Annotated in this window: 17 protein-coding genes, 2 tRNA genes and 1 pseudogene; 11 read left to right on the forward strand and 9 right to left on the reverse strand. The window is 45.1% G+C overall.

The genetic code is table 11. The annotated features are described in order from the left end of the window. Positions 1-20: 20 nt before the first annotated feature. Positions 21-1,229: an acetate kinase gene (locus tag EV690_RS09720; protein ID WP_131912818.1), complete on the forward strand. Its 1,209-nt coding sequence runs from the start codon at positions 21-23 to the stop codon at positions 1,227-1,229. 79 nt (positions 1,230-1,308) lie between these two features. Further along, positions 1,309-3,441: a phosphate acetyltransferase gene (pta, locus tag EV690_RS09725; protein WP_131913117.1), complete on the forward strand. Its 2,133-nt coding sequence runs from the start codon at positions 1,309-1,311 to the stop codon at positions 3,439-3,441. A 466-nt stretch (positions 3,442-3,907) separates the two neighbouring features. Here the strand turns inward: pta and EV690_RS09730 are convergent, their stop codons facing one another. Beyond that, positions 3,908-4,942: an AI-2E family transporter gene (locus EV690_RS09730; protein ID WP_131912819.1), complete on the reverse strand. Its 1,035-nt coding sequence runs from the start codon at positions 4,940-4,942 to the stop codon at positions 3,908-3,910. 93 nt (positions 4,943-5,035) lie between these two features. Here EV690_RS09730 and EV690_RS09735 point away from each other — a divergent pair, with 93 nt between their 5' ends. After that, positions 5,036-5,518, forward strand: coding sequence for a 2-amino-4-hydroxy-6-hydroxymethyldihydropteridine diphosphokinase (locus EV690_RS09735; protein WP_131912820.1), 483 nt, complete (start codon positions 5,036-5,038; stop codon positions 5,516-5,518). On the opposite strand, the gene EV690_RS09740 is transcribed toward EV690_RS09735, so the two are convergent. Continuing rightward, complete coding sequence (locus tag EV690_RS09740) at positions 5,465-6,175, reverse strand: SDR family oxidoreductase (RefSeq protein WP_131912821.1); 711 nt, start codon at positions 6,173-6,175, stop codon at positions 5,465-5,467. The two genes, EV690_RS09735 and EV690_RS09740, sit on opposite strands and share 54 nt — an antisense overlap. 96 nt (positions 6,176-6,271) lie before the next feature. Here EV690_RS09740 and EV690_RS09745 point away from each other — a divergent pair, with 96 nt between their 5' ends. After that, positions 6,272-7,174, forward strand: coding sequence for a TIGR01777 family oxidoreductase (locus tag EV690_RS09745; RefSeq protein ID WP_131912822.1), 903 nt, complete (start codon positions 6,272-6,274; stop codon positions 7,172-7,174). Here the strand turns inward: EV690_RS09745 and EV690_RS09750 are convergent. Beyond that, positions 7,171-9,606, reverse strand: coding sequence for an ABC transporter permease (locus EV690_RS09750; protein ID WP_131912823.1), 2,436 nt, complete (start codon positions 9,604-9,606; stop codon positions 7,171-7,173). The two genes, EV690_RS09745 and EV690_RS09750, sit on opposite strands and share 4 nt — an antisense overlap. Then, on the reverse strand, positions 9,593-10,276 hold the full coding sequence (locus EV690_RS09755; RefSeq protein ID WP_131912824.1) for an ABC transporter ATP-binding protein: 684 nt from the start codon (positions 10,274-10,276) through the stop codon (positions 9,593-9,595). The genes EV690_RS09750 and EV690_RS09755 overlap by 14 nt, the downstream gene beginning before the upstream one ends. A gap of 13 nt (positions 10,277-10,289) precedes the next feature. Between EV690_RS09755 and EV690_RS09760 the strand changes: the two genes are divergently transcribed. Continuing rightward, positions 10,290-10,868 carry an arylesterase gene (locus EV690_RS09760; RefSeq protein WP_131912825.1) on the forward strand — a complete coding sequence of 193 codons (579 nt, stop codon included), beginning with the start codon at positions 10,290-10,292 and terminating at the stop codon, positions 10,866-10,868. Positions 10,869-10,872: 4 nt separating this feature from the next. Here the strand turns inward: EV690_RS09760 and EV690_RS09765 are convergent. Together EV690_RS09765 and EV690_RS09770 are read right to left on the reverse strand one after the other, a co-directional pair. Further along, a tRNA-Ala gene (locus tag EV690_RS09765) sits at positions 10,873-10,948 on the reverse strand. Positions 10,949-10,989: 41 nt separating this feature from the next. After that, positions 10,990-11,065 (reverse strand) — tRNA-Ala (locus EV690_RS09770). A 260-nt stretch (positions 11,066-11,325) separates the two neighbouring features. Between EV690_RS09770 and EV690_RS09775 the strand changes: the two genes are divergently transcribed. Continuing rightward, entirely contained in the window at positions 11,326-13,089 is a 1,764-nt protein-coding gene (locus EV690_RS09775; protein ID WP_131912826.1) for a bifunctional diguanylate cyclase/phosphodiesterase, read from the forward strand. Between the two features lie 9 nt (positions 13,090-13,098). Here the strand turns inward: EV690_RS09775 and EV690_RS09780 are convergent, their stop codons facing one another. After that, positions 13,099-13,311, reverse strand: a complete 213-nt coding sequence (locus EV690_RS09780) for an HAD family hydrolase (RefSeq protein ID WP_224055014.1) — start codon at positions 13,309-13,311, stop codon at positions 13,099-13,101. 786 nt (positions 13,312-14,097) lie between these two features. Between EV690_RS09780 and EV690_RS09785 the strand changes: the two genes are divergently transcribed. From EV690_RS09785 to tssD, 4 genes and pseudogenes are all read left to right on the forward strand, one after another. Further along, positions 14,098-15,720 carry an ATP-binding cassette domain-containing protein gene (locus EV690_RS09785; protein WP_131912828.1) on the forward strand — a complete coding sequence of 541 codons (1,623 nt, stop codon included), beginning with the start codon at positions 14,098-14,100 and terminating at the stop codon, positions 15,718-15,720. A gap of 5 nt (positions 15,721-15,725) precedes the next feature. Then, positions 15,726-17,330, forward strand: coding sequence for an ABC transporter ATP-binding protein (locus EV690_RS09790; RefSeq protein WP_131912829.1), 1,605 nt, complete (start codon positions 15,726-15,728; stop codon positions 17,328-17,330). A gap of 119 nt (positions 17,331-17,449) precedes the next feature. Further along, entirely contained in the window at positions 17,450-18,073 is a 624-nt protein-coding gene (locus EV690_RS09795) for a TetR/AcrR family transcriptional regulator (protein ID WP_165872718.1), read from the forward strand. Between the two features lie 141 nt (positions 18,074-18,214). Then, positions 18,215-18,478, forward strand: a pseudogene (gene tssD, locus EV690_RS09800) (type VI secretion system tube protein TssD); the annotation flags it as partial. Between the two features lie 160 nt (positions 18,479-18,638). On the opposite strand, the gene EV690_RS09805 reads toward tssD, so the two are convergent. Further along, on the reverse strand, positions 18,639-19,460 hold the full coding sequence (locus EV690_RS09805; protein WP_165872719.1) for a pyridoxal phosphatase: 822 nt from the start codon (positions 19,458-19,460) through the stop codon (positions 18,639-18,641). 88 nt (positions 19,461-19,548) lie between these two features. Here EV690_RS09805 and EV690_RS09810 point away from each other — a divergent pair, with 88 nt between their 5' ends. Then, complete coding sequence (locus EV690_RS09810) at positions 19,549-20,139, forward strand: HAD family hydrolase (RefSeq protein ID WP_131912832.1); 591 nt, start codon at positions 19,549-19,551, stop codon at positions 20,137-20,139. A 50-nt stretch (positions 20,140-20,189) separates the two neighbouring features. Here EV690_RS09810 and secF read toward each other — a convergent pair whose 3' ends face one another. Further along, on the reverse strand, positions 20,190-21,095 hold the full coding sequence (secF, locus tag EV690_RS09815; protein WP_224055047.1) for a protein translocase subunit SecF: 906 nt from the start codon (positions 21,093-21,095) through the stop codon (positions 20,190-20,192). Positions 21,096-21,101: the final 6 nt, after the last annotated feature.

Consider the following 21,101-nt stretch of genomic DNA (forward strand, 5'->3'; position numbering starts at 1 on the left):
CCAATCAACAGGAATGATCCATGAGCGAAAAGCTTGTTCTAGTGTTGAACTGTGGCAGTTCATCCCTCAAATTTGCAATCCTGAATCCTGATTCGGGAGAAGAAAAAATTACAGGTTTAGCAGAATGCTTAAACCTTGATGATGCACGTATCGGCTGGAAAGTGCATGGCGAAAAAAGTAAAGCTGATTTAGGCGCTAAAGCCACTCACCAAGAAGCAATTGATTTCATCGTTGAAAAAATTCTTGCCCAGAACCCAGAACTTAACGAGCACATTATTGCCGTTGGTCACCGTATCGTGAGTGGTGGGGAAAAATTCACCAAGTCAGTTATCGTCGATGATAGCGTCATTAAAGGCCTAGAAGAGTGTTCTGATTTTGCCCCCCTGCATAACCCACCAGCACTGGTTGGGATTCGCGCGGCAATGAAAAGCTTCCCTAACTTAAAACACATCACTGTTTTTGATACAGCTTTCCATCAGACCATGCCTCGTAAGGCTTACCTTTATGGCTTACCTTATAAATTGTATCGCGATCATGGCATCCGCCGTTACGGTGCACATGGGACCAGTCATCGTTATGTCGCCAATGAAGCGGCAAAAATGCTAGGTAAAGACCTAAGTGAATGCAACTTGATTACAGCTCATTTAGGCAATGGTGCTTCTATCGCAGCTATTAAAAATGGTGAATGTGTTGACACATCAATGGGCCTGACACCTCTTGAAGGTCTTGTCATGGGTACTCGTAGTGGTGACATCGATCCAGCTATTATCTCCCATTTAGTGAATCGCTTAGGTTATACACTGGACGAAGTGGACCACATGTTGACGAAAGAATCAGGTCTGCTCGGTCTTAGTGAAGTAAATAGCGACTATCGCTGGGTTGAAGAACATTCAGCCGCTGGTGATGAACGCGGTGCCCGTGCTAAAGAAGTATTCTGTTATCGCATCGCGAAATACATTGCATCATATACAGCCGCTCTTGACGGTCGCCTCGATGCAGTGATTTTCACCGGGGGAATTGGTGAAAACTCTGCCCCCGCACGTACTAGCATCGTTAGCCAATTAGGTCTAATGGGACTTGATATTAATCAAGAAGCAAATGCTAAAGCCGTTCTGGGAGCGTCGGCAAAAATATCAACCGATGACAGCCCAGCCATGTTTGTCATTCCAACTAATGAAGAGCTAGTTATCGCACGAGATGCGACTGCCCTAGTTGAAGGCAAAGCTTAATTAAAACCGAAGGGGCCATAACGGTCCCTTCTTCGTTTCATCAACATATAAGTGAGGTAGAGCAGTGGCTCGCACAATTATGTTAGTACCGGTAGGTGATGGCTCTGGAGTCACCTCGGTCAGTCTTGGTATGGTCCGCGCCATGGAACGCAATGGCGTCAATGTAAACTTTTTCAAACCGATTGCACAGTCTAGTTATTTCCGCCATGCAGGTCCTGACCGTACAACCGCGATTATCACTAACGCAACTAACATTACTCCTCCAGAACCATTGGCCGCAGATGTTGCTGAAAACATGATCAGCGCAAACCAAGTTGATGACCTGCTTGAATTAATCGTCGCTCGTTACAATAACGGAACGAAAGGTTCTGAAGTTGTTGTTGTGGAAGGCATCGTTCCGAGCAATGTAAGCTCTTATGCCAGCACTGTAAACTATGGTATTGCCAAAGCATTGGATGCCGACATTGTGTTTGTAACTTCCCCTGGTAGCGATTCCTCACAACAACTGAAAGAGCGGATGGATATTGCCGCCAATAGTTTTGGTGGGATCAATAATAAGCGCATTATCGGCTGCATCATCAATAAAGTCGGTGCACCTATTAATGAAAAACATCCTAGCCGCCCAGATCTGGCTGAGATGTTTGACAAGAATGCGCCAGCAGCTGCGAACAACCTTGAAGTTCTACAGATGTTCAGTAAAAGTCCAATGCGGATTTTAGGCTGCATCCCATGGAATCCAGCTCTGATTGCCCCACGCGCCAAAGATTTAGCTGAGCACTTAGGTGCTACCATTGTCAATGAAGGCGAATTAAACACGCGTCGTCTGGGTCGTGTTACGTTTTGTGCTCGCAGCATTCCAAGCATGATTGAACATATCAAACCTGGAAGTCTGCTCGTCACTTCAGGGGACCGCAGTGATGTAATCGTCTCCGCTTGTCTGGCAGCCATGAACGGTGTCAAAGTTGGTGCAATGCTGCTCACTGGTGGCTATCAGCCTGAAAAAGAAGTGATGGAACTTTGCGAACAAGCTCTTGCCAGAACTGGTCTGCCTGTGATGCTGATCAATTCAAACACTTGGCAAACAGCTCTAGCCATGCAAAGTTTCAATATGAATATCCCTGTGGATGATGCACCTCGCATTGAACAGGTTCAGGACTACATTGCCGGTCACGTAGACAAACATTGGATTGAATCACTCACGTCTGAGTCTGCTCGACCTCGTCGTTTATCGCCACCAGCATTCCGTTATCAGTTAACTGAAATGGCCCGTAAAGCAGGTAAAACTATTGTGTTACCTGAAGGGGAAGAACCTCGCACCATAAAAGCAGCCTCTATCGCAGCTGAACGTGGGATAGCGCGCTCAATATTGCTAGGCAACCCTGACGAAATTCAACGCATTGCGGCTCAAGAAGGCGTTAAATTATCAGAAGGCGTTACGATCATGGATCCAAACGAAATCCGTGAACAGTACGTTGCGCCAATGTGCGAACTGCGTAAGAAAAAAGGGCTAACCGAAGTCGTTGCCCGTGAACAGCTCCAAGACAATGTTGTTCTGGGAACCATGATGCTGGCTGAAAGCAAAGTAGACGGCCTAGTTTCTGGCGCGGTTCACACGACAGCCAACACGATTCGTCCACCGCTGCAGTTAATTAAAACCGCCCCTAACGCCAACTTGGTTTCATCCATATTCTTCATGCTGATGCCTGACCAAGTGCTGATCTATGGGGACTGCGCAATTAACCCAGATCCAACTGCTGAACAACTTGCAGATATCGCAATTCAGTCTGCTGAGTCAGCTATCGCATTTGGGATTGAGCCTCGCGTGGCAATGATCAGTTACTCAACCGGTAACTCAGGCCAAGGTGATGACGTCGATAAAGTTCGTGCAGCTACCAAACTAGCTCAGGAGCGTCGCCCAGACCTATCTATTGATGGCCCATTGCAATATGACGCGGCAATCATGGAAAACGTTGCAAAAAGCAAAGCACCAGACAGCCCAGTTGCAGGGAAAGCAACGGTATTTGTCTTCCCTGATCTAAACACTGGGAATACAACTTACAAAGCAGTCCAGCGTAGTGCTGAACTCATTAGTATTGGTCCTATGCTACAGGGCATGCGTAAACCTGTTAATGATTTGTCTCGTGGCGCACTGGTTGAAGATATTATCTATACTATCGCACTGACGGCAATTCAAGCATCTCAGGCTAGTTAAGCCTTTTAAGAATCACGTGCTCCTAAAGCCGCGTTCTCTTCTGTTTTTACCAGTGAGAGATTCGCGGTTTTTTTATACATAGATGAAGTTAATTTGAGTTGTAAATAAGTGATTAAATTGATTAAAAAATAGCAATTTCTATGCTGTTAGGTTATTTAATCATCGGTTAGTGATCGGCTACCTATTTTTTATACATCTCAAAAAATACTTAAAAATCATATAATTAATGAAGTCACCAAGCTTAATCCACAATTTAATCCACAGATTTTGTGGATAATTTCACGTAAAACAGCCATTTTATTCACAATCACAGATTTTAATGAAACTCAACCTTTTTTTAAAAACACTGTCAATGCCAAGCGATGGATTCCAACTGAATAAATAGCACAGGACAAGAAGTTGATGAATATAGGGTTGGATCTTGACTATGATGCAATTAAGTTCGAGCCTCGTTCAAAAATTGAGGTTAATGATCCAATTCATCCTGACGACTTAACCACCGCGCAATACGCTGACCATTGGGATTTGATTCAAGGGCGATTTTAACCACCATCGTTAAAGGCACAGATAACAACATCCCGACACTGCCAAACAGCCATCCCCAAAAGATTAAAGACAGAATGACAACCAAGGAAGACAATCCTAGCCCGCGCCCCATCATCTTAGGTTCAATAATATTGCCAACCACTAAATTCACCGCAAGATACGTTAAAGCCACTACGAGAGCATCACTAAATCCTAGCTGCACAATAGCCAATAATACTGCGGGTATAGCTGCGATCAACGAGCCAATATTGGGGACAAAATTTAAGATAAACGCCAAAAATCCCCACAAAATAGCGTAATCCAGCCCCATCCACCAAAGTACAATCGTCACTGGTATTGCTGTAATCAGACTGACTAAGGTTTTCACTCCCATGTAATGATTGACCGCTCGGGTAAACCGATAAAAAGGTGAATTCCGTCCAGAATGACCATCTTTTGCCAAACGTTTTGGGATTGATTCCGCTTCAAACAGCATGAACACACTTGTAAGTAGAATAATAAACAGATCCGTTGCCATGCTGCTTAATCCACTTAAGGTATTCGCAAATACGCCAAATACCACCCCCGGATCAAAATAGCTACGGATCATTTCTTTAGATAGATGAATATCAAAATACCCGGCCACCTTCGTTAACCACGACAAATGTGCAAGCAACTGCGTTCGATACTGTGGAATAGCTTCTTTAAAATCGCTAATGGATGACCCGACAACACCAGCAAACCCAAAGATCAATATGACGATAAAAACTAATATTAGTAATACCGCAACACTTCGCGGAATACGCCAACGGGTCAGAGCAACCACCGCAGGATTGGTAACAATAGCAATAAAAAACGCGAGCAAAAACGGCAGTAAGATAGGCGTTGCTGCTTTAAGTCCAGCCAACACCACCACCACAGAAGCGCATCCCAGTAAAAAATGAGAAATAGAAGTAACAGATTGTTCTTTTTGCATTTGACCGCTCATTAAGTGATCCAAATTAGGCCATTTACCGTTAAAATAGCAGCGTTAACAAGAATAACTCCACCGACCAGACAAGGAGTATCAATGTTTTATCTATGCAGTTTAGGAAGTAATATTACCCCCGAACAGCATGTTCCCAATGCTGTTGAAGAGTTAATACGCCATTTTTCAACACCGATCCGATTTTCGTCTTTTTTATATACTGAGCCCTGCAACATAGATAGTTCTAAGCTATTTGTAAATAGTCTATTCGAATTTACAACTGAACAAAGTGCCTGCGAAGTTAAGGCATTCTTCAATCAACTCGAAGAAACCCATGGCCGTGACCGTTCTGATCCGCAACGAAGCATTAAAGACAGAGCTCTCGATCTAGACATTATCTCATATAGCCAGCAACGCACTCACTTAGACGAGGCTGAAGTTCCTGATTATCTGAAGGGCTTATATCAAGAGCTGAATGATAAAAACTCTTTGAATGGCCCTTTTTTTCGCTTCACACTGGCTGGCAAACATTTAAAGCTTGGCGACCGAGCGACCACCGTCCACAGCAATGCGAGCCCCTGTTAAAAACTGATTTTGCAGAATCATTTGTAATGTCTGCCAAATAGGTTCGAATCCACCTTCACAATTTAACAGGGTTTGTTGCATGACTTGTTGACGATAGGCTTCGGAATGCTCTGGTAAAAACAGTATTGGACCGGGTTCAATACAGTTAACCCGAACGCTAGGTGCCAATAGCCGCGCATATGACTGCATCAAACTATCCAGCCCCGATTTACTCGCACAATAAGCCGAATAATGCTCGTTAGGATGATGTACATAGATATCAGTCATTGCCACAATGCAGCCGTTATCACTATTAGATAGTGCCTGCTTTAATACTTCAGTAATCAGTAGCGGTACCTGCATGTGCACTGCCACCAATTTCGTTAAATCTTCAGCTTGTTGCCAAGGATCACTTTGATTGGGGAAAAAAGCTGAAGCATTATGAATTAACACATCTAACTGTTGAATATGAGACAATTCCCCAATGAAATCTTTTACAGAATTTTCCTGACAAAAATCAGCTTGGAATAGAGTCACGCCTTGATCGCGTAACAACTCAATATTTGGACGTTCCTGATGGTAATGGCCACTTACTTTATAACCTTTTTCGAGCAATTGACATGCTAAATAATAGCCAAGCCGATGCCCTATCCCTGTAATAAACGCATGCTTTGTCATAAAGTCCTCTTAAGTGATCACATCTATTTGCTTTTGAATATTCAATACTAGCTATTTTTGCTATGTTATATACATGTTTCAGCGATCATCTGCATTATGAGAATATTAATTACTGGTGGCAGTGGCTTCATAGGAAGCCATCTGATCCCCCACTTACTCGCCCATGGACATCATGTGCAAGTGCTGACACGTCATCCATTAAGAGCTTATCAGAAGCTGGGGCATCAAATTACCACGCATCAACAACTGAATGATTTTAGCGATTTTAATGGCTTTGACGCAATTATAAATCTTGCCGGAGAACCTATTGCAAATGGTCGCTGGAGTAACAAAAAGAAACAGCGAATTTGTCAAAGCCGCTGGGAAATAACTGAGCATTTATGTGATTTGATCATGGCCAGTGAGTATCCTCCAGAAGTTTTTCTAAGTGGCAGCGCCATTGGTTATTATGGCGATCATGGCTCTCAGTTCATCTATGAAGACACCGACTCTAAAGCAGATGATTTTGCGTATAAGGTTTGTTCTCAATGGGAGAACATCGCCTTGCGTGTTAGTGAGCGCACCCGTGTCTGTCTACTAAGAACAGGCCTCGTACTAGGCAACAATGGTGGACTCATCAAGCAACTAATAAAGCCGTTCAAATTAGGGTTAGGTGGTCCGATTGGCTCCGGCCAGCATTATCAAAGCTGGATCCATATGCACGATATGGTGCATGCATTAGAGTATTTGCTCACCCATAAAACCTGCCAAGGTCCATTTAATCTAACGGCGCCGATGCCCGTAACCAACGCTATATTGAGTCAATCATTGGCCAAGCACCTGCACCGTCCAGCATTTTGCAAAGTTCCCGAAGTGGTAATTAAATTAGCACTCGGAGAGCTCAGTGAAATGGTACTAGCTAGTCAGCGCGTATTACCACAACGCCTGCAGCAAGCTGGATTTACATTTATGTTTAAAGAGATTGATGGCGCTTTGTCCGAACTATTTCCGCCTCATTAGTCAAATGCTCCCCACCGAATCCACTGCTTGGCACTTAGTAGCGTTCGGATAAAATGAGTGACAGCCAACGCAACCAATCCAGGGCCAACCAATAAAACGGTTAGCATCACCACAATATCCGGTTGCCAAGACAAATCAAGCAGATGAGCCAAAGGCCAAGTTAGCACTTGCGCAAGCACTAACGCTAATAAAGAGCTAATCAATCCAAGTAAACAAAACTCAGTCAATAATGCTCTTGCCAAACTCCGGCGAGTGATACCAAGTAACCGCCAGACACTCACTTGCTGACGACGTTCAAACAGAGCCAAAGCTAACTGTGCATTCAATAACAACAACGCCGCCACCACTAACAGCAGTGCAATGACCTTTATCCCTAAAGTGAGTTGATGTAATAATTGCTGCGTTTGCGATAGGATCTGACGAATATTAACTGCACTAAAACCAGGATCAATTTTTCGGACTGAATCTAGAAATTCGATGGCATGGTCTTTTGCATAAGCACTGGCAATCATCATCCCTGGGTAGTTATCCAATGCTCCGGGCGAAAATATCACAAAGAAATTAGGTTGAAATGACTGCCAGTTAACACGCCGAATACTACTAATCGGCAACGTCAGCTGCTCCCCATAAATTTTAAATGTCACTTGATCGCCGAGTGATAAATGCATGCGCGATGCAAAGCGCTCCGCCACTGACACACTAGGCTTAGCATGACTCTTAAACCAATGTCCCGCGATCACTTGATTGTTCGGTGGTAATGTCTTGCTTTGGGTTAAATTAAGTTCTCGACCAAGTGCTTTTGGCTCATCGGGCTGACAATTTTGCTGGCACAGAGGTGTTGAATTAATGGCACTAAATCGCCCTCGGACCATAGTAAAGGGCTTAGATAATTGAACATGATAGTGTTCAGCAATCGCTGCGAGTTGATTCTCATGACTCGGTTGCAAATTAACTAAAAAGTAATTGGGAGTATTATCCGGTAATTGCGACAACCAACGGTTGAGCATTTGATTTTGTATAACCCAAAGCGCAGAGGTTAACCCCATGGCTAAAGTTAATCCTAAGATCAGGCTGTCAGTGGCAGGTGTTGCTCGACGAATTTGCATGGCTGCTAATTGCCATGATTGATGTGATGAAATCCGTTTTAGCACAACAACCATCGCTCTGCGAACGAGCCGTACAACAATTAAACTCATGACAATGGCAATAATCACCGTACTAAACCAACGCCAATTACCGATTAATACAGCCATCACCAGAGCACTGAACACAAACCAGATGACCACCAACGGCCACCATTTTAATTTTTGAGTTAAAATTTGCCTATACGGACATTGGCGTAATTGTCGATAAGCGACATAGCACATCAAAAGAACGGCAATAAGCGGTAAACAGGCAAGTCCTAACGCTTGTGCATGCTGTGACGAAAAATGGAGCCAAGAAAAGCCGAACAACCTCGTCAGAGTAAAACCAATCCAGGCAATACCACAACCGACTAGCGTTGCCGGCACAAAAACATAGATAAGAGGCAAGATTAAAATCAGCAAAATGCGCAGGTGACTCGCCCCTAGAGTACGAGCAACGACGACCATTCGCCTTTGCATTCGCAAATAACCTCGCAATGCAATAAATATGGTATAAAAGCAAAGCAACACAATCAGCGCAACACTCAACCCCATTAATAGCTGTGCTTTTTCAATCCAATTAGAGCTACGAATGGTCAATTGTCCAGCCTTAACGTATTGCCAAGACGAAGCGAATTGTTTGGCCTTGCGATCCAATTGCTGCAAAGCTTTCGAAGAGCCGCTAAAGTTAACAATGTACTGCACTCGAGAGCCGGGCCGTACCACATTGAGTGCGGCTAAATCAGCAAGGCTGATCACTGCTTTGGGGACTAACCAGAATGATTGCGCACCCGTGGAGGGTTCGCTGTTTGAAACCCCTGCGACAGTTAACGTTGCATCACCAACACTGACCTGATCGCCCGGTTTAACCGCCAAAATAGCCATCGCCTGAGGATCGAGCCAGATTTGATTTTTGCGTAACACATGATTCGGTTCATGTTGCCAACGGCCCAATAATGGAAAAGCAGAGTCAGTGGCTCTAACACGCACCAATTGCATATGGTCACCGGCATAAACCATGGTATTAAAAATAACCGACCGACTGGTTTTTAGTGGCAGAGTTTTAATATCATTTGGCAATTTGACTGTTGTAGGAGCCAAAATTGCGCGCTGAGCTCCAAACAAAGACAAGCTTTGATGAACAAATTGCTCATCTAAACTAATTGCGAACCAGCGCCCTAATAGCATACACGCCACCGCCAACATCACAGCATAGCTCATCAATGACAACATCCCTTGACGCCATTGCTTGCTAACTTGCGCGGCACTCAAGCGCCACTGCGATTGATTTTGGTTATGCCCGCTCATGTAATGCTCCGTCTTCAATCACATAAATATGATCACAACGCTGAGCTAGAGTCACGTCATGGGTTGCCAAAACTAAGCCTATCTGATGCTCTTGATTCATCCGAAACATCAAGTCACTAATGCGAGTCCCAGTAGTTGGATCGAGATTCCCAGTAGGCTCATCGGCTAATAATAACTGAGGGCGATTCACCAACGCTCGTGCCAGAGCAACTCGCTGCTGCTCTCCTCCCGATAAATGGGCAATATCAATATTAGCCTTATCGGCAAGTCCCACTTCATCAAGAGCCTGGCAAGATTGTGTAAACGATAAGGATGACCCTTGGATAAAACTCGCCATTTGCAGATTGTCACTGGCACTAAATCCGGGGATTAACATAAAGGACTGAAAGACAAACCCCAAGTGTTGGGCCCTAAGCTGACAGAGTTTTTCATCAGCGAGCTGGCCAAGTGATTGGCCAAATAACTCAATCGTCCCCTCGTCAAACGGTTCTAATCCAGCAATCATTGCCAATAATGATGATTTACCACTTCCAGAAGGCCCGGTCAGCGCTACTGATTGACCTTTTTTAACTGATAAATTAACTTGCTGATATAATTGAAAAGGAACACCCTGCCCGTCTTTCATCGACTTCGAGAGGTTTTCAATGCGTAAAATAGTAGTTTGGTTCATCAGTTGCACCCTTATGTTATGGAACGTACAAACTTTTGCAGCAACGACAACTACCCTATTAATTCTAGGGGACAGTCTCAGTGCTGGGCACCGAATGAACGTGAGTCAATCATGGCCAACCCTATTACAGGAAAAACTTCCCAACGTTCGAATTATTAATGCCAGCAGCAGTGGTGAAACCAGTAGCGGCGGCGTTAGACGTTTACCTGGGCTATTAGCTAAATACCACCCTAATTGGTGTTTTCTAGAACTAGGTGGCAATGATGGTCTACAGGGGTTAGCACCTAAATTTTTAAAAACACAACTGACTAAGATGATTCAACAAGCCTCACAGGCCCAATGCCATGTAATTCTCAGCGAAATTAAAATTCCACCTAACTATGGTAAACGTTATACCGAATCATTTAATCAAGTTTATCATCAATTAGCACACCAGTTTAAATTACCTTTGATGCCCTTTTTTGTCGAACCCATTTATCAGCAAAAAGGGATGATGCAGGCCGATGGAATCCATCCTAGTGTGAAGGCACAACCAGTGATTGCCAACGAAGTAGCTAAATTCTTAAAGCCAATTATGGCAGAACGGAAGTAAGATTTGGTGGAGCTAAGCGGGATCGAACCGCTGACCTCTTGCATGCCATGCAAGCGCTCTCCCAGCTGAGCTATAGCCCCAAATACTTATTAGGAAGGTTGCAGAACTAGTCAAACTAAATTGGTGGAGCTAGGCGGGATCGAACCGCCGACCTCTTGCATGCCATGCAAGCGCTCTCCCAGCTGAGCTATAGCCCCAAATACAGAAAGCTAGTTCGCTAATGCGAGGCGCATTTTATGGTTGGCTGCACAAGCTGTCAAGGGTTTGGGAGCGGTTTTTGCTATTTGTTCAGATTTACTCTCTTAGTTTTCTAAAAAAAGGTTAAATTAACACCACAACGATGATATTTTAATCACGTAATGACATTAAAAATTACGCTATAATTCAATGTACTGTCATTAAACAGTCAAACCTATTTGTTACATATATAACGATAATAATAATATTGGATTTTTCGATGGACCGACAAGGACAAGGAAGTTCTCAGCAGGTGATCACTCAGATCATCAACAATTGTGATATTAGTACCGTATTTCAACCCATATGGAACCATCTACACCACCAAATAATCGGCTATGAAGCACTAACTCGTGGACCCCAAGATTCAGTGTTACAAGATCCGCTAAAACTTCTGGAAGCGGCCTATCAAGTTAATTTAGGAATTGAATTAGAATGGTTTTTAGCCGAACAAGCCGTCAAGCGCGCGCAAGAAATTAAACTCTCTGGGAAACTGTTCCTAAACCTCTCCCCTAATGCGCTGCTCAGTGATCTCACAAAAAGCCTTCACACCTTGCAGCAATGGCAACAGATGATCCCGTTAGTCATTGAAGTGACCGAATCATTTAAATTAAAATTTAGTAGCGAATATAAACGGTTTTATGCCCAACTTCGTGAACAGAACATTCAATTGGCACTGGATGACTTTGGTAGTGGCTATGCCTGTATTAAAAGCCTGTTATTACTACTACCAGATTATTTAAAACTAGATGGATTTTTCGCCGACAGTATGTTGGAAAATCTACACACCTCCACTGCCATAGAGCAAATTGTTTCGTTCGCTGACCAACTTAAAGCGACAGTTATTGCTGAGAAAATCGAGACACAAGAACAACTTGAACTCATTACGAATTTAAATATCTTCTCACTGCAAGGCTATTTTATTCAAAAACCTGCAGCGACAATCATGCCACTCGAACATCTAGAAAAACTCCATATCCCAACCAGCGATGAACCATACACAGCCGCATCACTCCTGCATAAAATTGCGGCCATTCATCCTGATTTATCCTCACATCAACTTTTAGAACAGATGCGAAAAGAGCCACAGATGGACTTTTTAGCGGTGATTGATAACAATAATCGAGTTATCGGAAGTATTAACCGTGAGCAACTCTTAGAATGTCTCTCAGGGCCATTTGGACATTCATTACACCAACATACCTGTGTGGGTGACATCATGAATAGCCACCCCGTTACCGTAGAAAAAAATTGGCTACTATCTGACGTCGGTTATAAATTAAGTCATGTGCAAAGAGATGGCTTAGATGGTGTCTTTATCATTACTCATCATGGAGAATATCAAGGATTAGGCTACGCATTAGAATTACTACGCCGTCTGTCTGACTATAAATTGCAATTAGCCCGCTATGCCAACCCTCTGACACTCATGCCTGGCAATGTGCCACTGCATCGCACCTTACAGAACCTGCTCTTACAAGGGGAGCCCTTTTCGGTCGCTTATTTTGACCTAAACCATTTCAAACCGTTCAATGACTATTGTGGTTATGAGCGCGGTGACCAAATGATCCAACTTGTAGCTCAGCTACTACGACAATATCTACGTCTACATGCCCGTTTTCTCGGTCACGTTGGCGGCGATGATTTTATCGTTATTTTTACCAAACCTCGGGAAGAATGGGAACTGGCGATCCGACAAGTATTACAGGCCTTTGCAAATCGAAGCACGACATTATACCGTCAAGAAGATGTGCAAAATGGTGGCATTATCAGCCGCGATCGGAATGGCGAAGAAAAATTCTTCCCGCTGACTCAACTCGCATGTGGCGTAGCCTACTGGGACAGCCAATTAGAAGCATCACTGGAAAAAATCAGTGAAATGGCCAGCTTAGCGAAGAAACAGGCCAAATTATCACCGGGCAATATCTGTCATTTAACCCCAAACCAGATAGTTAACGAGCACTTCGGCGATATAAAAAGATAACCTCCCTTTTTAGTCCCATTCATTATCATGATCGTCGGTTACATAATCAGCGACTGCTTGTAACGGCTCAATCGCATTGCCCATAGCAACCCCAGCCAGTTGAATCATTCGCATATCATTGCCATTATCACCCAATGCAATCAATCCAACGGGATCAATCTGCCAGTCATTTAAACACCGATCAAATTGATAGCCTTTGGTATTTCCCAAAGAAATCAACACAGTTTGCTCAAGCCTAGGGACTGTTGACCTTTTGTGATTAGTTTTGCAGAAATCTGAGAGGGATTTAGGCAAGGCAAACGTTGTGCCGTGTCGTTATTCTCCACAAAGAACGTTTAACGCTGGATAAATTCCTCTCAGATACTGCCCTTGGGGTTCATTTAAACGCATCCTGAACTTTGTTGCCCCCTGCTTGCTTCACTCATTAAGCGACGCAGGGGGCGCCGCGTTCAAAATGCGTTTAATTTGAACAAAATTCAACCACCAAAGGTCAACAGGCCCTAGCCAGCCTCGTAAAAACTCGCAAAACAGTCAAAAAGTTGGAGTGTTTACCGCACCGCAATTTCCCTCTGTAGGAGTTCACTCAGTCTTTGCAAACTCAGCCATCATAACCATCGGCACCATCGTTCCAATTGGTGTGACTATTCCTGTTAGCAACGATCATTACCGAGCACTGTTAGTCGCGATGATCGACAGCCTGAAGCCATTGAGTCTCTTCTTAGCATGGTTAGAGTGAGAGTGACTCTTTACTTTAAACTCACACTCACCGCCGACTCGCGAATACCTAACACCGCCTTAAAGCCTTCTCCCTGTCAGCACGACAATTTCAGCACATCGATCTTATTTTTCAATTGAGTTTTGTCGAACTTTCGATCAATAATGACCAAGAGTTATTAGCAATTGATAATCATTATCAACTATAGTTGAATGAAAAATAAAAGCACATGAGAGACAGATACGCCATGTTGTACGACAGCCAACTGCATCCGCAGGCATAAGGAATCATCAATGAACAAAGAACCACACCAAGCACAGCTCTTCGACCCTTTATTGAGACCGGCTATCAAACCTGTATTACCACAACTCGGTTTAGGCATACTCGCAGAGGGAATCGCCGGTTTAGCGACACTCGCGGCCCTCTGGTGCCTCATTCAGCTGATAACGGATCTATCTATCATTTGGGTACTCTATGCCTGTGTCTGTTGGGGGATCGGAGCGATTTGTTCATCAAGTGCGTCATGGATTTCCCATCAGGCCGAAGCCAATTTCTCATCAAGACTGCGCCGTCAGGTTGCCATTCACTTAACACAACTCCCGACCCGAACGTTAACCCGTTACGATGACAACGCGCTGCGGCGATTAGTGTCTGAAGATATTGCCGCCCTGCACCATATGGTCGCTCACTTACCTGCAGAAATCGCAACGTTTATTATTGTGCCTTTCGCTTCGGTGATCATGCTGCTCATGATGTCCGGACCAGTCGCTCTGCTCGCTTTGCTCCCTGGATGTATCGCAGCCATGTACTACCTGATTATAGTCCCACGTCATTCAGTGCGTTTTAATGCTGAACGGGTAGCAGCCATGGAGACCATCGTTACCGCGATTAACAACTATGTCCGAGGAATCCGCATCAACCGCCTTTTCAATGCGCAATCCGGTGCGCTTGCCAATTACCATGATGCAACCAACCGCTTCACACAAGGTATGGTCATGTGGGTGAGCCATGTGGCAACCACAGCCGCGATTGCCACTGCGTTATTACAGGCGGTGGCAACATTTGCCATCGCGTATTGGGTCTCTTATGAACTCAGCCCTGTAGCTCTCGCGGCGACGATGCTTTTCGGGCTGGCAATCGTCACCCCATCATTACGCCTCGGACATGGTCTCGACTATCTTTCCTCCGGACGTGCTGCGGGCCAGCGTATCGCTGAATTACTGCGTGAAGCGACACTTCCCAAAGGCAATGCTTCTCTTCAGGTTGATGACGCAAAACTCACCGCACAAGAGCTCAGCATTCATACCGAGAACGGAGCGCTGGTTGAGCATTTTTCTCACCCATTCTCCCCCGGAAAACTCACAGTCATCATGGGACCCAGCGGCAGTGGCAAAACAACCCTGCTCCAGATACTTGCAGGGTTAGAGCAGTCAGACAGCGGTGAGGTTTGTCTGGGAAACCAAAATATTATGGCGCTCAATGAGCAAGTCCGTCATCAGACAATTCAGTTGCTACCGCAAACAAACCCCGTGCTCAATGCCACAATCCGGGAAAATTTATTGTTGAGTGCTCCGGATGCCAGTGATCAACAACTCCATGAGGCCCTGACTCATGCCCAACTGGAGATCGACTTAGATGCCGATGCATCAATACTATCTGGTGGAGAACAGCAAAGAGTCGCTCTGGCGCGCTTATTCTTGAGCCCTGCAACGATATTGCTGCTGGATGAACCCACCAGTGCTTTGGACCACGCGAATGCGCAGCAACTCATGGCGGCATTATTACATTTGACGCATAGCCAAAACAAAACGCTGATCATGGTCACTCATGATCCCGCCCTGACCGCTCAGGCTGACCAACACATTGATCTCAAAAAATTGCCACAACGCAACGCCTCATCACAACACAAGGAATAAACGGTATGACTTTAGCGAGCCAAATCCCATCCGGTGCCACGTCGTCAAGATGGCCCTCTCATGCCAAACGTCGACTGATTTGGATTAGTCTCAGTTGGTGCTTCGTCGCCGCGCTGGAGGCCATGGCCTATACAGTGCTGGCACAAGCTATCACACACCAACAATCTCCGCTTTGGGTCATCCTCACAGCCTGTGTGGCGATACTTATGACAATCTTCACGACACGAGCCGGTTTTTTCTGCGGCGTTCGACTGTCCGGTGATTTATTCGAAGCATTGGGTCAAACACTCGCCCGGGCCAAACTTTCATGGTTGACCGAGACTCGTCGAGCCCAACTGGCCATGTTAGCTTCCCAAGGAATTCCCGGATTCATGAGTGTGCCAGCCCACCAGATACAAACTTTCCTGCATGCGCCATTGCTGCCCCTGTTTCTGGTCTGCGGCATTGGGTGGTTGTCAGGACCAGCTGTGGCATTGCTCAGCGCTGGCACATTGGCTCTGTCACTGTTTTTGCAATTTAAAGCCCAAATGGCACTGATTGAGAGCGATAAAGCAAGGCATGCGGCCAATATCAAGACGGCAAATGCGACCATCGAATTTGTTGACCATTTGGAGCTGCTGCGCACCACCGCGGGGCCAATCAGGGCAATCGGACGAATCGAACAACAGTGGCAAATACAAGAGGAAGTTCTAGCCAATACCAACCGTGCGGCTGCCAAAGCGACACTACTCTCAGCAGTCGCCAAATCTCTGCCGTTAGCCTGTCTCAGTGCTTACCTCGCCATCACGGCCACCGGCACACCCACTATGACTCTGGCACTGTTGGTTTTAATGACCCGTGCAACTGCGCCACTCGGTGAACTGGCATTGGCTGGTCTGAGTATTAATCAGTTACGTGCAGCAGTGAACGACTATCTCAAAAGTACCTTGGTTCCAACTTTACCTGAACCAAAAGCAGCACACGCTTTAGTACCGGATGGACACCATATCTCCCTGAAGAACATCAGCCAAATGCCGGTCTTCAATCAGATCAGCGCTGAGATTGAACCGGGCGCACATGTCATCATTTCTGGGCCAAGTGGTAGCGGAAAAAGTACCTTACTTGAACTACTCATGCGCTTTGATGATCCCCAAAGCGGGACGATCACCTTTGGTGGTATTCCCTTGCATCAGATGCGCTACGCCGAACTGGCCTCCCATATCGCTTATGTTGCACAGGATCCGGTCGTATTCACTGGCACCTTAGCCGAAAATATCCGTTTAGGGCATTCAGCGGCAAGTCATGTAGACGTCGAAGCCGCAGCACGACGCGCAATGCTGGGGCATGTCATCGACCGCTCCCCCAAGGGGATCGATCAGCCTGTCGGTCATCAAGGCAGTGCGCTTTCTGGCGGAGAAAGACAACGGGTTGCTATCGCACGCGCACTCCTCAAAACGGCTCCGGTCCTTATTCTCGATGAAGCAACCGCAGCGCTCGATGAAGAAACTGAACGGCAGATTGCAGCATACCTAAACACACTGTCTGCGACGCTGATTATCGTCACCCATAGAGACACCACGATTTGGCAGCCGACAAAAATCATCACACTGACTGAATCAACTCAAATATAAAAACCCATGGTTCAATATAATCAACATTTGAATCATAATGAAAACAGCAGTAGCGCGCGATTTACAGACTCACGTTCTACCTGCAATCATTGTGTTTTTAGCGAATCATGAGCGAGGCAATGGACAAAAGTACCGATATCAAAAAAACGCCGTTACATCGACGAACGCGATCACCACACACCAGACGAACAGCGTTGATGGATGCTGCTGAACATTTATTCTTAACCAAGGGTCTCCATGAAACCCGGATCGAAGATATTACCGCTGCGGCTCACGTCGCCAAAGGGACCTTTTATATTTACTTTCACTCCCGCGATAGCCTGTTACACGCCTTACAGCAGCGTTTTATGGCCAGCTTTTGCACCCGGATTGATACCGCACTTGCCCAATGTCGACCCGATGATTGGGAATCGCAACTGCGCACTTGGTTCACAACCGCAGTCGACGGATTACTCGATCAGATGATGGTTCACGATATGCTCTTTCAGGATATCCATCCAAAGCAAGGGCGAAGTCTGATGAGCGAAAATCCACTGATTGAGCAGTTATCTGCTTTACTACAACAAGGTGCTCAGGCGAATGTATGGCAAGTACCAGCGCCCAACATGATGGCACTGATGATGTTTCATGCTATGCATGGAGTAGTAGATGACGCACTGGCGCGAGGAGAAGTTGACCATCGCTCATCTTTAGTGGGCATATTAACTGAGACCTTTAGCAAAACACTCAGACAATCAACTTGAACACTTGAGGCAATGACGACACTCACTCAGCTCTCAAAAACAAGACTCTTCGGTGGTACTTGTTCCACTTCTTTGAGGCAAGTTTTTGCTCACTGGGCGAACTCTTGCCTGTATCGATATTGATGGTGAAACGCGGGGCTAATCGCGTCAGGCGCTTGTACTGCCCATGCTATCGGTGACTCTTTGGTTGAAGTTCATGAAGGTGAAATGATGGTTCAACAGTTCAACCACGTGGTGAATGTTCCGAGGGATCCTCAGGTCAACGTATTCACAAGCCTTCCAAATTGGCTGTAAACCGGAACAAAGCTGTTCCGCTGCTGTATAATGCATTGGCTTTTGGTGAGAAAATATCTTCTGTAACGATGAAATCGCACTTCAATTAAAGGGAAGCAAGAAAACTTCTTCCCTCTCACTCACCTAAGTTATGCCGTAGCCTTCTACGGCAGGTCATTTGAAGTCTCACTGCAAAGATCAGTGAAATGGCCAGATTAATAAAAAACAAGCTCAATTATCACCAGCGCATATCATCTGTCATTTTAACCAAAGCCTGATGGCTAACGAGCACTTAGGCGATATCAAAAAAATGAGCCAATCCTTTCGCAACCCCTTCATTATCATGATCGTCGGTTACATAATCAGCGGCTGCTTTTAACGGCTCAACTGCATTGCCCATAGCAACCCCAACACCAGCCAATTGAATCATACTCATATCATTGCCATTATCACCGAAGGCAATCAATTCAGAGGGTTCAATCTGCCAGTCATTTAATAATTGAGCAAGTTGATTGCCTTTGGTATTCCCCGCTGCAGACAAATCAACACGATTTGACCAAGACCATTCACAACTCAGTGGCAATTTAGTTTCAATCTCAGTAACTTTAGAACGAATAAGGTCCGTATCATCGCCTGTTGCAACAAATTTCCAGATGGTTTCACCACTGCTCACTATTTGCGCCAAATCAGCTTGAAGCATCACAGGACGTAACTCTGGTGCTAAGGTTCTAGACCACTCTTGTAACCCAGCAATATTGTCATCAACCCGCTGATAGTTCATCGCACCAGTCGTATACATCAGCATGTTAATCGAATCGTGATCCATAAAATCAACGATTTGCGCAGCAATGTCATTGCCAATTGGGTTGCCATGGATGACACAATCATTTTTAAAATCATAAAGATAAGTACCATTGCAACAAACCACAGGAGTATCCAAACCCAACTGATGATGGTACGCGCGAACTGCCACGTGATGGCGACCAGTAACAATGACAACTTTCATCCCTTGCTGACGAATCTGTTCAATTGCTCGCATTGATTGTTCAGTAATTTCGCGACGCGAATTGATAAGAGTCCCATCCAGATCAAACGCGACTACTTTATAACTCATAGATAAACTCCACATCCCATTTAAGTTGCAAATTTTTTCTGCTAACCATACCGTGTTTATTACCATTAAGCGACAAAAGCCACAAACTATGCTCGATTTGTCCCCTTACAAGGCAATCATTTTTGACTTGGACGGAACATTAGTCAACTCGATGCCAGCTCACCTCGACGCCTGGCAACATGCTAGCCAAGTTCACCATTTTCCCTTCGATAAAGCTTGGCTCGATAGCAAAGGCGGGATGCCATCGTACAATATTGTCAAACTCATTAATGAGCGTTATCACTTAGCGCTGGTTCCAGAACAAGTCAGTCAAACGAAGGCTCAGCATTTTGCCACAATTCGCCACCACTGCGAACTCATCCCAGCGACTTCAAAACTTCTCATGCAACATTACAATCAGAAAAAAATTGCAATTGGCACAGGAAGTCGGCGCGAAAATGCTCTAAAGCTCCTGGAAGGCAAAACGATCGAAAACTGCTTTGACGTTCTCATTAGTGCCAACGAAGTCAGTCAACATAAACCACACCCTGCGACATTTTTAGCTGCGGCCAAAGCACTACGCGTCTGTCCAAGTGAATGCGTTGTCTTTGAAGATGCTGAACTAGGCTTTGAAGCAGCTCATCGAGCTGGCATGGCACTAATTAAAGTGACTCATGATGGCCAAATTCAATCGCAATAAACATTAAAAAAGCGGCCCTCAAGCCGCTTTTAATATTACAGACCTTTCCCCTACATCAGAGGTTTTTGATCCGCACCTTCTTTCTCAATAACTTTTGGCATAAAGTCCTCTTTTTTCACACCTAACCACAGTGCCAATGAACTTGCCACATATATAGATGAGTGAGTCCCAACAATAATCCCAAACAGCATTGCGGTAGCAAAGCTATGGATTAGGTTCCCGCCTAAGAAGAACAATACAGCCAAGACCATCGCCGTTGTAGCCGAAGTAATAATGGTTCGGCTAAAGACCTGAGTAATCGAGGCGTTAATAATATCACGCGGCGCCCCTTTGCGAATTTTCCTGAAATTTTCGCGGATACGGTCAGAAACAACGATGGTATCGTTAAGCGAATAACCAATCAGAGTTAACAACCCCGCGACAACGGTCAGATCAAATTGAATACGCAATAGCGAGAATAATCCTAACGTCAATATGGTATCGTGCGCCAAGGCCAGCACAGCGCCAACAGCAAACCGCCATTCAAAACGGATAGCCACATAAATCAAAATCATTCCCAAGGCTGCAAAAATTGCTAATCCACCTTGCTCAGCTAAGTCATTACCAACACTTGGACCGACAAACTCGATGCGGCGCATTTGAACGTTTTTATCCAACGTTTTCAATACCCCCATCACTTTGTCACCCACTTGCTCAGCATTAGCACTTTTACTAGGCTTCATGCGCAATAAAATATCGCCCTTCGCACCGAAGTTTTGTGCAACCACATCAGGAAAGCCATGGGTTGCCATAGCGTGGCGAACTTCTTTAAGTTGAACATTCTGCTCAAACTGCACTTCAACCAGCGTTCCACCCGTGAAATCTAGCCCGAAGTTTAGCCCGCGCGTGGCAAGTAAAACAATTGAAGCAATAGTTAAAACAACACTGACAATCATGGACAGCTTATTATGCCCCATGAAGTC

Origin of the sequence: Celerinatantimonas diazotrophica, assembly GCF_004339545.1 — a bacterium.
Taxonomy (GTDB): Bacteria; Pseudomonadota; Gammaproteobacteria; order Enterobacterales; family Celerinatantimonadaceae; genus Celerinatantimonas; species Celerinatantimonas diazotrophica.